The sequence below is a fragment of the Bradyrhizobium sp. IC3195 genome (assembly GCF_020193585.1).
GTDB classification, from domain to species: domain Bacteria; phylum Pseudomonadota; class Alphaproteobacteria; order Rhizobiales; family Xanthobacteraceae; genus Bradyrhizobium; species Bradyrhizobium yuanmingense.
The window spans coordinates 17,911-31,741 of sequence record NZ_JADYVG010000031.1; the positions used below are offsets into that span (position 1 = coordinate 17,911).

Annotated in this window: 14 protein-coding genes; 7 read left to right on the plus strand and 7 right to left on the minus strand. The window is 64.4% G+C overall.

Translation table 11 applies throughout. The features are described 5' to 3' along the window. Positions 1-3: 3 nt before the first annotated feature. A complete protein-coding gene (locus I6F09_RS34425; RefSeq protein WP_225113404.1) occupies positions 4-669 on the plus strand; it encodes a GntR family transcriptional regulator in 666 nt (221 codons plus the stop codon). 6 nt (positions 670-675) lie between these two features. Here the strand turns inward: I6F09_RS34425 and I6F09_RS34430 are convergent, their stop codons facing one another. The 6 genes from I6F09_RS34430 to I6F09_RS34455 form a co-directional block, all read right to left on the minus strand. Continuing rightward, positions 676-813 carry a hypothetical protein gene (locus tag I6F09_RS34430; protein WP_162130853.1) on the minus strand — a complete coding sequence of 46 codons (138 nt, stop codon included), beginning with the start codon at positions 811-813 and terminating at the stop codon, positions 676-678. 160 nt (positions 814-973) lie between these two features. Further along, a complete protein-coding gene (locus I6F09_RS34435; protein ID WP_225190007.1) occupies positions 974-2,539 on the minus strand; it encodes an ABC transporter substrate-binding protein in 1,566 nt (521 codons plus the stop codon). Positions 2,540-2,564: 25 nt separating this feature from the next. After that, complete coding sequence (locus I6F09_RS34440) at positions 2,565-3,593, minus strand: oligopeptide/dipeptide ABC transporter ATP-binding protein (protein WP_225126955.1); 1,029 nt, start codon at positions 3,591-3,593, stop codon at positions 2,565-2,567. Continuing rightward, positions 3,590-4,579: an ABC transporter ATP-binding protein gene (locus tag I6F09_RS34445; RefSeq protein WP_225190008.1), complete on the minus strand. Its 990-nt coding sequence runs from the start codon at positions 4,577-4,579 to the stop codon at positions 3,590-3,592. Before I6F09_RS34445 ends, I6F09_RS34440 begins: the two co-directional genes overlap by 4 nt. Continuing rightward, positions 4,576-5,484 (minus strand): ABC transporter permease, encoded by a 909-nt coding sequence (locus tag I6F09_RS34450; protein WP_051057167.1) that lies wholly within the window; start codon positions 5,482-5,484, stop codon positions 4,576-4,578. Before I6F09_RS34450 ends, I6F09_RS34445 begins: the two co-directional genes overlap by 4 nt. Then, positions 5,484-6,425 (minus strand): ABC transporter permease, encoded by a 942-nt coding sequence (locus tag I6F09_RS34455; RefSeq protein ID WP_225190025.1) that lies wholly within the window; start codon positions 6,423-6,425, stop codon positions 5,484-5,486. The genes I6F09_RS34450 and I6F09_RS34455 overlap by 1 nt, the downstream gene beginning before the upstream one ends. Before the next feature lie 202 nt (positions 6,426-6,627). On the opposite strand from I6F09_RS34455, the gene I6F09_RS34460 reads away from it, so the two are divergent. From I6F09_RS34460 to I6F09_RS34470, 3 genes are all read left to right on the plus strand, one after another. Next, positions 6,628-7,662, plus strand: a complete 1,035-nt coding sequence (locus tag I6F09_RS34460) for a LacI family DNA-binding transcriptional regulator (RefSeq protein WP_225190009.1) — start codon at positions 6,628-6,630, stop codon at positions 7,660-7,662. Between the two features lie 2 nt (positions 7,663-7,664). Then, the gene (locus I6F09_RS34465) at positions 7,665-9,077 is read left to right on the plus strand and encodes an amidase (protein WP_225190010.1); all 1,413 of its coding nucleotides are present in this window, start codon (positions 7,665-7,667) and stop codon (positions 9,075-9,077) included. A gap of 84 nt (positions 9,078-9,161) precedes the next feature. Continuing rightward, positions 9,162-11,183 (plus strand): YgiQ family radical SAM protein, encoded by a 2,022-nt coding sequence (locus tag I6F09_RS34470; RefSeq protein ID WP_225190011.1) that lies wholly within the window; start codon positions 9,162-9,164, stop codon positions 11,181-11,183. A gap of 99 nt (positions 11,184-11,282) precedes the next feature. On the opposite strand, the gene I6F09_RS34475 is transcribed toward I6F09_RS34470, so the two are convergent. Continuing rightward, positions 11,283-11,525, minus strand: a complete 243-nt coding sequence (locus tag I6F09_RS34475; RefSeq protein ID WP_225190012.1) for a hypothetical protein — start codon at positions 11,523-11,525, stop codon at positions 11,283-11,285. A 10-nt stretch (positions 11,526-11,535) separates the two neighbouring features. Here I6F09_RS34475 and I6F09_RS34480 point away from each other — a divergent pair, with 10 nt between their 5' ends. The 3 genes from I6F09_RS34480 to I6F09_RS34490 all read left to right on the plus strand — a co-directional run bounded on the left by I6F09_RS34480 (position 11,536) and on the right by I6F09_RS34490 (position 13,787). Further along, on the plus strand, positions 11,536-11,751 hold the full coding sequence (locus I6F09_RS34480; RefSeq protein ID WP_225150889.1) for a hypothetical protein: 216 nt from the start codon (positions 11,536-11,538) through the stop codon (positions 11,749-11,751). After that, a complete protein-coding gene (locus I6F09_RS34485; protein WP_051057169.1) occupies positions 11,748-12,080 on the plus strand; it encodes a DUF3325 family protein in 333 nt (110 codons plus the stop codon). Before I6F09_RS34480 ends, I6F09_RS34485 begins: the two co-directional genes overlap by 4 nt. A gap of 711 nt (positions 12,081-12,791) precedes the next feature. Next, on the plus strand, positions 12,792-13,787 hold the full coding sequence (locus I6F09_RS34490; RefSeq protein ID WP_225190013.1) for an acetylserotonin O-methyltransferase: 996 nt from the start codon (positions 12,792-12,794) through the stop codon (positions 13,785-13,787). Positions 13,788-13,831: the final 44 nt, after the last annotated feature.

The following is a 13,831-nucleotide window of genomic DNA, read 5'->3' on the forward strand; positions in this document are numbered from 1 at the left end:
ACGATGCGATCGCTCAAGCTCGATACGCCGAAATCGCTGTCGCAGCGGGTGATGCTGCGGCTGCGCCAGGCCATCATCGACGGCGAGTTCGCGTTAGGCGCTGCCATCTCCGAGGAGATGGTGGCCAATTCCTTCGGCGTCAGCCGCACACCGGTGCGCGAGGCCATGGGCCAGCTGCAGGCGCAGGGACTCGTGGTGATCCGACCCCAGGTCGGCAGCTTCGTCTTCACGCCGAGTGCGGACGACATCCATGCGCTCTGCACCTTCCGCATTGCGCTCGAGCCCAAGGCCGCCGAGCTCGCCTTCCGCAATGACCGCGACGGCGCGATTGCGTCCATGAGCGCGGCGATCGCGGCGATGGAGCCGGCCGTCGGGGCAAAGGACAACATCGCCTATGGCCGCGCCGACACCGCTTTTCACGAGGCGCTGTTCGCCCATTGCGGCAACCGCTATCTCGCCGAATCCTATCAGCTCGTCTCCGGCCGCGTCGCCGCGCTGCGCACCAATCTGACCTCGCCGATCGACGTGCGCACCCGCACGTCCTTCGACGAGCACCGCAAGCTGCTCGATCTGTTCGCGCGCGGCGAGTTCGCCGCCTTCGAAGGCCTGATGACGACGCACATCACGAATTCGGGAATGGTCTATGCCACGGCGCTGAAGGTGGATTGAGCGCGTCTACCGCTCCTCCTTCGATCCCGGCCTGTCCAGAAAATCCAGCGCGGTGTTGATCTGCTCGAGCTGGTGCTCGATTCGGTCGCGATCCTCCACCGATGGCGCCTGTTCGAGCTGTTCCACCAGCTTCTGCTTCCGCATCAGCAAGTTCTCTATGACCGTACCCACGATTCCCCCATCGCCAGAGGCGACGTCACGGACGCCGAGACGATGGAGGCGCGCGCAACCCGGGCCCGCGTCGAACCCTCCATTTGAATGTTGCTGGGAGCGATTGGTTCCTCCGGCGCCGTGCCGGATCGCACTACTTCTTGGTGATGTTCCAGTAGACCGGGACCGCTCCCTTTACGAGGCCGTCAACGTTGCTGCGTACCGCCCGCACCAGATAGAGCTGTGCAGCCGGCCAATACGGCACATAGTCGACGGCGCGGAGCTGGAGGTCGGCTGCGATCTTCTTTTTCTGCTCGGGATCTGTCGCCAACGCGAATTCGTTGCGCAGCTTTTCGATCTGCTCGTCGCAAGGCCAGCCGAACCAGGCCTTGTCGCAGTTTGCGCGCAGCCCAAGGTGGCCGACCGGCTCGAACATGTCGGCGCCGGTCGGTCCCGACATGAACAGCGACCAGCCGCCCTTGTCGACGGTTTCCTTGGACGCGCGCCGTCCGACCAACGTGCCCCAGTCCATCGCCTGCGGCTCGACCTTGAGGCCGATCTGACGCATCAACTGCTCGGCAACGAGGCTGAACGTATTCGTGGGCCCGCTTTCGGTCGCATGCAGCACCACGACCGGCGTACCGTCATAACCGCTCTCGGCAATCAGCTTCTTGGCTTTTTCGATATCGGGCTTGGTCCAGCCGGCGGCCGTGAAATAGGGTGACGAGCACATGTAGAAGCTCGGGCAGCTCTTGTAGAGCTTGGGGTCGCTGACATAGGCTCGCGCGAACTTGTCCTGGTCGATCATGTAGCTGATCGCCTGCCGGACCTTTGGATTGTTGAACGGCAGGACCGAAATGTTCATGCGGAACACCATCTGCATGCCGAGCGTGTCCTGCGGCATCGTCTTGATGTCGGGATTGCCGGCAAGCGTCGGCAGGAAGTCCGGCGGCACCTCCTCGAAAATGTCGATCTCGCCGGCCTGGAGTGCATTGAGCGCGGTCTGCGCATCCGGGATGTAATGCCATTCGACCCGGTCGACCTTGGCGAGCTTGCCGCCGGCAAGCCCGCTCGCCGGCTCCGCGCGCGACTTGTAGGACGGGCTCTTGACGTAAACGACCTTGGAGCCCGGAACCCACTCGTCCTTCTTCATGATGAAGGGACCCGAGCCGGTCGCATCCGTGATGGCGGTGTCCGCCGGCGTCGCAGCGATCCCCTTCGGCATGATGAAGGGCACGTTGGAGCTCGGCTTGGAGAGCGCCTCGATCACCAGCCCCCAAGGACGTTTGAGCTTCAGCTCGAAGGTTTTTTCGTCCTTGACCGTCAGGCTGTCGCTGACGGAGGCAAGCTGTTGGCCAAGGCCATCGCGCTGCCACCAGCGCTTCAGCGATACGACCGCATCCTCCGCGGTGACCGGCTGGCCGTTGCTGAAGGTCAGGCCGCCGCGCAGCGTGAAGGTGTAGGTGAGTTGATCGCTGCCGACCGCAAAGGACTCCAGCATCTGCGGCTGCGCGACGAGCTTCTCGTCCAGTGAGAACAGCGTGTCGTACACCATATAGCCGTGGTTACGAACCATATAGTCGGACGTGATCACGGGATCGATCTGCTTGAGATCGCCGAAGGGGCGGATCTTGAGCACCGTCTCCGCAACGGCAGGCGATATTGCACCCAGCCAGCCTGCCGCCATCATGACCGCAAATATTCCGTTCGGCGATCTCATTTGATACTCCTCCCGTTTTCTGTTTCTAGGCAACTGCGTCGGGGGCTACGGCCCGGCCCGGACCCGGCGCGCCGAAGCGTGGCAGCGATCCTGCGTGATGACAGGCGACGGCATGGCCGGGCGTGACTTCAGTCATCGCCGGCGCCGCTTGCGCGCAAATGTCCGTCGCGAACGGACAGCGCGTGCGAAAGCGGCATCCGGACGGCAGCGAAGCGGCACTCGGCACCTCGCCTTCGAGAGCCGCGCGGCGGCGCCGGTTGCGCGGGTGGACCGCAGGGACGGAATCGATCAACGCCCGCGTATACGGATGCGCCGGTGCAGCGAATACGGCCTTCGCCGGCCCCTGCTCGACGATGGCGCCGAGATACATCACCGCCACGTCGTCCGCGAGATAGCGCACCACGGCGAGATCATGCGAGATGAACAGATAGGAGATCCCGATCTCGCGCTGGACATCCTTCAGGAGATTCAGGATCTGGGAGCGGATCGACACGTCCAGCGCCGCGACCGCCTCGTCCGCGACGATCAGCGCGGGATCCGCGGCGAGCGCCCGCGCGATGCCGAGGCGCTGCCGCTGTCCGCCCGACAGATGATGCGGCAGACGTGCGCGAAAATGTTGGGGCAGTCCGACCTGGTCGAACAGACGCGCGACCTTCCGCCGTCGCGACACCGCATCGCCGATGCCGAAATTCTGCAAGGGCTCTTCGACGATCTCCGCCGCGGTCATGCGCGAGTTGAGGCAGGCGAAGGGATCCTGGAACACCATCTGCACCTGCTGGCGCTTCCTGCGCAGCGTCTCGCCGGAGAGATTGCCGAAGTCCTCGCCATTGATGTGGACCGAGCCGGCCGTCGGCCGCAACAGGCGCACGACCATGCGGCCGATCGTGGTCTTGCCGCAGCCGCTTTCACCAACGAGGCAGAAGGTACGTCCGCGCGCGACGACGAAGCTGACGTCGTCGACGGCGCGAAGATCGCGCCGGCCGAACAATCCGAACGGCCCCTGCCGTGAGGTGAAGATCTGGGTCAGACCTGAGACCTCGAGGACGGCGCTCATGCCGGCACCATCGCGCCGGCCTTGCCCAGCCAGCATGCCGTCAGGTGCTCGTCAGCGCCCGACAACAACGGCGGCTCCGAGTGACACACCGGCATCGCCGCGCCGCAGCGCTGGCGAAAGGCGCAGCCCGTGCCGAGCGAGACCGGGCTCGGCACGCTGCCGGGAATCTCGACGAGACGATCGCGGATGCCGCTGTTGAGCTGGCCGATCGCCCCAAGCAGGCCGCGCGTATAGGGATGGGCCGCGGCATCGAAGATGCCGTTGACGCCGGCCTGCTCGACGATGCTGCCGGCGTAGAGCACGACGACCCGGTCGGCCATTTCCGCGACGACCCCGAGATCGTGCGTGATCAGGAGCACGGACGTGCCGAACTCGCGACGCAGATCGTCGATCAGGGTCAAGACCTGGGCCTGGATGGTGACGTCGAGCGCGGTGGTCGGCTCGTCGGCGATCAGCAATGCAGGGCGCAGGGCGAGCGCCATCGCGATCATCACGCGCTGCCGCATGCCACCGGAAAGCTGGTGCGGAAATTCGGAGGCCCGTCGCCGCGCATCCGGAATGCGGACGAGATCGAGCAATCCGACCGCCTGCCGCCGCGCGTCCGCCTCGGACACGCCACGATGCTCGACGATCACCTCCGCGATCTGCTCGCCGACCCGCAGCAGCGGATTGAGCGACGTCATCGGCTCCTGAAACACCATGGCGAGACGGTCGCCCCGGAGCTTGCGCAGATCCTCGGCCCCGAGCGTGACGAGATCGCGCCCCTCGAAGAGGATGCGACCGGAAGCGACCTGCATGACGCTTCGGTTGAGCAGGCCGATGATGGAGAGCGCGGTCAGGCTCTTGCCGCAGCCGCTCTCGCCGACGAGGCACAGCGTTTCACCCGGATCGATCGCAAACGAGACGTTGCGGACGAGCGGCACCGGGGTGCCTCGCGTGTTGAGTGTAATGGAGAGGTTCTCGACGGAGAGCAGCGGCGTACTCATCGCATCTCGCCTCCCGCAAAGCTCGGATCGAGCAGGTCGCGAAGCGCATCGCCGAGCAGGTTGGCGGCGAGCACCGTCATCGCCAGCATCAAGGCTGGGAAGCCGAGAATCCACGGCGCGATCTGCAGGAACTGCCGTCCCTCCGACATCATGTTGCCCCAGCTCGGCACGTCGGGCGGCGTGCCTGCACCGAGAAACGACAGGATCGATTCCAGGATCATCGCGGAGGCAAAGACGTAGGTCGACTGCACCATGATCGGCCCGGCAGCGCCGGGCAGGATGTGACGATGCAGGATGGTCACGGTACGCCCGCCACAAGTGATGGCGGCCTCGACATAGACGCGTTCGCGCAAGCTGAGAACGCTGGCGCGCACCACGCGCGCCATGCGGGGAATTTCCGGGAGGCTGATCGCCGTGACGATCACGATGGGCGAAGCGCCAATCAGCGCCACGAGTGCGATCGCGAGCAGGATCGCGGGGATCGCCATCACCGCATCCATCGCGCGCATTACGATCTTGTCGACGCTGCGGAAATAACCGGCGATGACACCGATGCACACGCCGATCAGCGTGGTGAGAACAGCAACGGCAATGCCGACCGACAGCGAAACCCGCGTTCCCACCAGCGCGCGGGCAAACACGGAACGTCCGACTTGATCGGTGCCGAAGGGCTCCGCCGGCGACGGCGGTTGAAGCCGGTTCAGCGGATCCAGCGCAGCGGGATCCGCGGTGATCCACGGGCTCACGACGGCCGTCACGCCAAAGGCGAGCAGCAGAACGCAACTCAGAGCCAGTATGGGCTGGCGAACCGGCAGGCTCGCGATCTGCGCAAACCGGTTGACACCGATGTCCGGCGCATCGAGCCCTTCTGCTGCGTGGGTCATCGCCATCGGCTCGTCCTGCATCAGTACCGGATCCGCGGATCGACGACGGCGTAGAGAATGTCGACCACGAGATTGACGACGACATAGACGAAGGCGAACAGCAGGATCAGGGCTTGCACCACCGGATAGTCGCGCCGGAGAATGGAGTCTGCGGTCAGCCGGCCGAGGCCGGGAATGGAAAACACGGTCTCGGTAACGACGACGCCGCCAAGCAGCGCGGCAAATCCGATGCCGACGACCGTGATGATCGGGACTGCGGCATTGCTGAGCACGTGCCGTACGATGATTTTGCGGGCCGCGAGCCCCTTGGCATGGGCGGTGCGGACATAATCTTCGCGCAGCACCTCCAGCACCGCAGCGCGCGTCACCCTCGCGATCAAGGCGATATAGAGGAAGCTCAGCGAGATCGCGGGCAGCGCGAGCGAATGCAGGCAGGCCAGCACGCCCTGCGACAGCGGCTTATAGCCCTGCACCGGAAACCAGTGCAGGCCGAGTGCGAGCGTATAGACAAGCGCGAAAGCGACGACGAAGACCGGCAATGAGAAGCCGAGCACCGCCCCCGCCATGGTCAGGCGCGCGACGAGCCCCCTCGGACGATAGGCGGCGACGAGGCCGAGCGGCACGGCTACGACGACCGCGATCGTGATCGTCATGAGAGAGAGAAGCAGCGTCGGCTCGATCCGCTGCGCGACGAGCTGCGAGACCGGGATGCGGCTGAACAGCGACAGGCCGAAATCGCCGCTCAGGATGCGGCCGGCCCATGCGAGGAAACGCGGCAGCAGCGGCAGATTGAGTCCGAGCGCCTGGCGCACCGCCTCCACCTGTGGCGGCGAGGCGAAGTCACCGGCGATCAGCACGGCGGGATCACCCGGCACGAGGCTGAGCAGCAGAAAGACGAATACCGCGACGGCGAGCAGCACGGGGATGGCCGCGAACAGCCGACCGACCACATAGCCGGTCATGACGAGCGCCTGCAAATGCGGACCGGCCATCGCCGGACGCCATCCAGCCCACGCACCATTGCCTCCCTGGCTGTAATTAAACGTTTTTCTAATGAAGCACGGAAGCTGGTCTATCGCAACGGTGTTGTACATTTCTCATGCTCTTTTGGCTTGCCTCCAGTCAATCCAACCAATACAAAAACGTTTAACAGGAGAATGGTTGATGCCGGCAGGGCCGTTGCCCACTATCCACGAGGTCGCCCGGCTCGCCGGTGTCTCCGTGGCCACCGTGTCGAAGACGCTCAACCGGTCGGGCAAGGTCAGCGAGCTCCTCCAGGCGCGCGTCAATGCGGCAGCACGCAAGCTCGGCTATGCACCGCATGCCAGCGCCCGCAGCCTGCGCAGCGGCGCAACGCGCATCCTCGGGCTGCTCGTGGCAGACCTCGCCAATCCCTACTTCCTGAAGCTCATCGAAAGCATCGAGCGGCTGTCGAGCGCCGCGGGCTATTCCGTCATTCTCTGCAACAGTGCCGAAGACCCCGGGCGCGAGGAGCGGCATCTTGCCATGCTGCTGTCGCAGCGCGCCGACGGCGTCATCGTCATCCCGACCCGGCGCGGCTGGAGCGGACGCCAGGCCGCGCTGGCGGACTTGCCGATGCCGGGCATTCTGGTGGACCGACGCATCGAGGGGCTCGACCTCGATTCGGTCACGACCGACAATGTCGCGCTGGGACGGCTCGCGGCCGAACATCTCGACGATCTCGGCCATCGCCGCATCGCGGTGATCATGGGATCGCCCGAGCATCAGATCGCGCGCCACCGCCTCGATGGCCTCAGAAGCGGCCTGGCCTCGCGCGGCACCACCCTCGACGAACGGCTGATCGAGAAGGACAATTTCTCCGAGGCCGCCGGCCATGCCGCCGCAATGCGGCTCCTGCGGCATGCACAGCGACCGACCGCGATCTTCGCCACCAACAATCATCTTTCGCTCGGACTGCTTCGTGCCATTGCCGAGAGCGGGCTCACCATTCCCGACGACCTCTCCGTCATCGCGGTTGACGAGCCTCCGTGGGCCGGCTTGGTGCGGCCGGGCATGACCATCGTGACGCAGCCATCCGAGGCGATTGCCCAAACCACGGTCTCGACCCTGCTGTCGCGAGTTTCGGAGGGACGTTCCGGCGTCGAGGGAGAGGCGAGATCGATCCAGCTTCAGCCGGCGCTGGTGGTGCGCGGGTCCACCGCCGCGATCCGGACATAGAGATGAGTGATGCGCCCGGCCTTGCGCCTTCCACCGGCATTCTTGCGCTGTCCGCCGTCGACGCCATTGCCGAGATTCGCAAAGGCCATCTGTCGCCGCTCGACGTGGTCGATGCCGCGATCGACAGGATCGAAGCGACGGATGCGGGAATCAACGCGATTCCGGTTCGCTGCTTCGAGGCCGCACGGGGTGAAGCACGGCGGCTTATGGAGAAAAAGGCGGCCGGTGAGGACTGGCCCCTGCTCTGCGGGCTTCCGCTCGCGGTCAAGGACAACACCGATGTCGCAGGCGTGCCGACCAGCGGCGGCAGCGCGCTGACGGCCCGCGGCGCCCCCGAGGTATCGAATCCCGCGATCGATCGTCTCCAGCGCAATGGCGCCATCGTCGTGGGCAAGAGCAATCTGTCGGAGCTCGGCGGCGCCAACACCACCAACGCGCTGTTCGGCGCGACGCGCAATCCGTTCTTTCCTGCGCTGACCGCGGGCGGCTCCTCCGGCGGATCGGCAGCGGCGCTGGCCGCGCATCAGGTCTATCTCGCCCATGGCAATGATGTCGGCGGCAGCCTGCGCACGCCGGCCGCATTTTGCGGTGTTGCGGGGCTGAGGCCCACACCGGGCCTCGTGCCGAGAAAGCCGCTCTCCGATCCGTTCGACACCGTTTTCGTCGAGGGACCGATGGCGCGGACGATTCCCGATCTTGCCTTGATGCTGGATGCGATGGCCGGCTTCCATCCGCCCGATCTGTTGTCGCGCGAGCATCCCGCATCGTTCCGCAACGCCGCCGCACGACCCGGATGGGCGGGGCGCATAGCGGTGTCCGAGGATCTCGGCCTGTTGCCGGTCGATCGGAACATTCGTTCCGCCTTCCGCGGCGCGATCGACCGGCTCCAACCCGCAGGCTGCAGGATGAGCGAGACCGCCCCTGATCTCGCCGGGCTGCCGCGCGTGATCCGCGCGCTACGTGGTCTCGCCTATCTTGCCACCTGGAGCAGACTTTGGCCGCAATCGCGCGCGGCCTTCACGCCCGAGGTGGCAGGCGACATCGCCCATGGTGAAAGCCTCTCCGCAACAGACATCGCGGCCGCGATGGAGCAGCGCGCGGCCATCTATCGCCGCATGCAGGACTTCTTCGGCGACATCGACATCCTGATCTGCCCGACCGTGCAGGTCGCGCCCTTTCCGGTCGAGATCATGTGGCCGGCCGAGATCGAGGGGACCGCATCGAAGATCTACATCGACTGGATCATGATCACCTATGTCTGGTCGATCCTCGGCTGCCCTGCGCTGGCGGTGCCCGCCGGCCGCGATGGGGCCGGCATGCCGGTCTCCTTGCAGGTCGTCGGCCCACCGCACAGCGAGGAGCGCCTGATCTCCTTCGCGGCGCGGATCGAGCAGGCGTTTTCCTCGCCGTCCTGAGGGAAAGGCGATGTCCCGCGGAACCTGATCTTTCACGCGCCCGTCGGTTGAATTCATGGCCTCGGAGCCCTATGCGTAGGCGCCATGGACACCCAGATGATTGCCGCCGAAAAGCCGCTGATGGCCCAGGCGCGCCCGCGCAAGCCGGCGCCGTTCCTCCCCATGAGCCGCGCCGAGATGAACGCGCTCGGCTGGGACGCCTGCGACATCGTGCTGGTGACCGGGGATGCCTATGTCGACCATCCGAGCTTCGGCATGGCGATCATCGGCCGGCTGCTGGAGGCGCAAGGCTTTCGGGTCGGCATCATCGCGCAGCCGGACTGGCATTCGGCCGAGCCGTTCAAGGCGCTCGGCAAGCCAAGAGTGTTCTTCGGCGTCACCGGCGGCAACATGGATTCCATGGTGAACCGCTACACCGCCGACCGGCGCATCCGCAGCGACGACGCCTATACGGCGGGCGGCGAAGGCGGCAAGCGGCCGGACCGCTGCACCATCGTCTACGCCCAGCGCTGCCGCGAGGCGTTCAAGGACACCCCGATCGTGCTCGGCGGCATCGAGGCCTCGCTGCGCCGGATCGCACATTACGATTACTGGTCCGACAAGGTGCGCCGCTCGGTGCTGGCGGACGCCAAGGCGGACTTGCTGCTCTACGGCAACGCCGAGCGTGCCGTGGTCGAAGTGGCGCACCGGCTCGCGGGCGGCGAAGCGCCGCGCGAGCTCGACGACATCAGGGGCGTGGCGCTGTTCCGAAAAGTGCCGGACGATTACACCGAGCTGCACGCCGACGATCTCGAGTCCGCCGACGAGGGCGCATCGCGCCAGAAGGGCTTAACCGTGATCCGCCTGCCGGCGCTGGAGCAGGTCGAGCAGGACAAGGAAGCCTATGCGCGCGCCTCGCGCGTGCTGCACCGGGAGAGCAATCCCGGCAATGCGCGGCCGCTGGTGCAGCGCCATGGCGACCGCGACCTCTGGCTCAATCCGCCGCCGATCCCACTCACGACGGAAGAGATGGACGCGGTCTACGATCTGCCTTACGCGCGCGCGCCGCACCCGTCCTATGGCGATGCCCGCATCCCCGCCTGGGAGATGATCAAGTTCTCGGTGACGATCATGCGCGGCTGTTTCGGCGGCTGCACCTTCTGCTCGATCACCGAGCACGAGGGCCGCATCATCCAGAACCGCTCGGAAGGCTCGATCCTGCGCGAGATCGAGCGCATCCGCGACAAGACGCCGGGCTTCACCGGCGTCATCTCCGACATCGGCGGCCCCACCGCGAACATGTACCGGATGGCGTGCAAGGATCCGAAGGTCGAGGCGGCGTGCCGCCGTCCCTCCTGCGTCTTCCCCGAGATCTGCCCGAACCTCAACACCTCGCATGACGATCTGATCCGGCTCTATCGCAAGGTGCGCGAGACCAAGGGCATTAAGAAAGTGATGGTCGCCTCCGGCGTGCGCTACGACCTCGCCGTCGAGAGCCCCGAATACATCAAGGAGCTCGTCACCCATCACGTCGGCGGTTATTTGAAGATCGCCCCCGAACATACCGAGCGCGGCCCGCTGGACAAGATGATGAAGCCGGGCATCGGCGCCTACAACAAGTTCAAGCGCATGTTCGACGAGGCGGCCGAGCGCGCCGGCAAGAAATATTACCTGATCCCCTACTTCATCGCGGCGCATCCGGGCACGACCGACGAGGACATGATGAACCTCGCGCTGTGGCTGAAGAAGAACCGCTATCGCGCCGACCAGGTGCAGACCTTCCTGCCCTCGCCGATGGCGACCGCGACTGCGATGTATCACACCGGCGTCAACCCCTTGCGCGGCGTGCGCCACGGCGGCAGCGACAAGGTCGAGGCGATCAAGGGCCTGCGCCAGCGGCGCCTGCACAAGGCATTCCTGCGCTACCACGACCCCGACAATTGGCCGCTGCTGCGCGAAGCCTTGATCGAGATGGGCCGCCGCGACCTGATCGGCTCGCAGCCGCATCAGCTCGTGCCAGCACATCAGCCGCCCGGCACCGGCAAGGCCGCCGGCACCAGGCGGCCAATGCGGCCCGGCGGCAAGACGCAGCGGTTCACGACCAAGGGCCTGCGGGTGATGAAGTAGCGGGCGAGCCGGATCTGGCACGGTTTGGTGTGGCGTCTTCGCGTCGGCAAGACGAAAGCTCGAAAACAACCCCATGCACAGTAGCCGGGGGCAGCAAGATCAACGGCTTACGAGCGCGATGAGATCGGCGCGAACATCGACCGCAAATCGAGGCATGATCGGCCCGGGGAAACGGTCAATTTCCGTTTTTACGAAATTCGCTTGATCGTCGGGCAAAACAGGCGTATGATGCCACGATCGCGGAACGTGGATGAGACGAACCCGTCCTGCTGCTCCGTATCGATAGCTTGAGCTCACCGCGCCGCGCCCGAATTTCTCCGGCTTGGCTTGCAGGTTCGCCACGAGCGCCCTGTTGCCCGTCCTCAACGCGCTGACGACGCAGCGGCCGCTGTGGCACAGCCTGGCGCAAGGCGACTGGGTGTTCGCCGGCATCGACGTGACGTGCTGGGCACTCGCACTGCTCCACGTTGTCCTGGCTGTTCGCACCGCCCGGAACCGATCCATTGTGCAATCGAAGCGCATGCCGCAGGTGCCGGTCGCCATTGCTTCAAGCGGTGCGGCAGAATGATCCATCTGCTTGCCCTTGGGCTGTGTCTGGCGGGCTTTGCTGCGCTGGCTTTCGCCACGCACCGCCAGCAGCGCGATATTTTCGGCAAGGCGCTGCCGCGGGTGACGACCTATGGACTTCGGGCTGCCGGTGCAGGGGTGCTGCTGCTGGCGCTCGGCATCCTCGTGGCCGCAAAGAGCTGGAGCGTGGGCCTCGTGATGTTCAGTGGTCACACCACGATGGCTGCCGCCATCGTGTTTTGTGCGCTGATCGGGTGGGGAAGACTGGCTGCCCGCACGGCGCGACGTCGACAGAATGATGCTCGCGTCCGCTCCGTCACTCGACGTTGAAGGTATTCGTTTCGTGATCAAGCTGGCCAGAAACGGTCGTGGATGCGGCAAATAGATGGTCGTGACCTTGTCTGCTTCTGGTCCAAAGCTGACCTTGCCGCGCTGCCTGCCTAGCGTCAGCTTTTGACCCGAAGCCGACTCTTTGTGATCATCGCCTCCAGTCCGCTTGGAAATGCCTGCCAAAGGCGGACCGAACGTCCGCAACGGCGATCGACTTCGTTAGGCTTTGACCCAAAGCGCTCTCGGTCGAGAGGTGGATAACCACCTTACGCAACCACATAAGTCACACATCCGCAGCGCGAGACCAGATGCCGAAAGGTAAGAAGAAGTTCGGACCATGCACATGCACCTGCGCTTTTCGTCAGCAACTGAATTGCATCAGGTTCAAATTGGGCGAATGCGACCAGAAGCCGATTCCGGGGACATTTACTGATCCTAACGCCAGATTTGGACATATCAGGCGCCCATTGCCCGTAGCGAAAAAGAAGCCGCCGCGCACTCAGGACGACGATCCAGCCTGGGCGATCTCTGCCCGATAGAGGATTACCCGAGTCGATTATTGACCCGAACCGGACATCGACCTGAGCGGGATGTCTACATCGAACGACAAACACTGCACCCTCGGCTAAATTATCATCCCTTACCGGCACTTCAGGTCGTGATATTGAGACCACGGGCGCCGTGAGGCGGCGGCTGTTTGAAAGGAAAGCTATGTATAGTCCTTCTCAACAACTCATTCACCTGGGCCTTGGCTTCATGGTCTCCCAAGCCTTGCGCGTTGCGACAGATCTCAACGTTGCGGATCGCTTGGTCGCCGGAGAGCGGAGCGTCGACGATCTGGCGGAGGAAACGCATTGTCACTGCGATGCGCTCTATAGGATTATGCGGCTTCTCGCCGCCGAGGGGGTCTTTAGCGAAACCTCGGCCCGCCGTTTCCAACTCACCGAATTGGGCGCAGCCTTGCTTTCCGACGCGCCCTCAAGTCCCCGCGACCTGATCCGAATGATGAACAGGGAGCCCTATCTCGCCTTCGCTCAGCTCACTCATTCAGTGCAAACGGGTTTGCCGACGTTCGAAACCGTATTTGGAAAGCCCAGGTTCGATTGGCTGGCGGACCATCCGGACGCGGCTTCGCTATTCCAGCAGGCGATGATCGCGCTTAGCCAAGGCGCCAATGAAGCTGTAGCAGAGGCGTGTGATTTTGGTGCGTTTTCTCAGATTGTCGATGTCGGCGGCGGCCATGGACAGCTGCTTTCGGAGATCCTAAAGAGACACCCTCACCTTTCCGGCATATTGTTTGACCTACCGGCGGGGGTTGAGGCAGCGCGGGCTGATGCGGCAAGTTTCCCGCCACAGACCTCGTTCGTGGCCGGCAATTTCTTCAACGCCGTTCCAGCCGGTGCGGACGTCTATATCATGAAAAAGGCCATTCACGATTGGAATGACGAGCAAGCGGTACGCATCCTGCGCAATTGCCGAGAGGTAATGAAACCCCACGGACGAGTGTTAATTGCGGAGACTATTATTCCCCCGGGAAACGAACGAAATACGATCAAGCTAATCGATGCGAACATGCTTGTCGTTACGGGGGGCGTCGAGCGAACCGAGAGCGAATTTGCCGCTTTGCTTGCCGCCGCAGGTCTGCGGCTTGAGCGGGTCATTTCGACCGCCCGGGCGATCTCAGTTCTTGAGGCAAGCCGAGCCTGAAGTCTTCGAAAAAGCATCGGGTCATACATGCGCAACGAACCTTT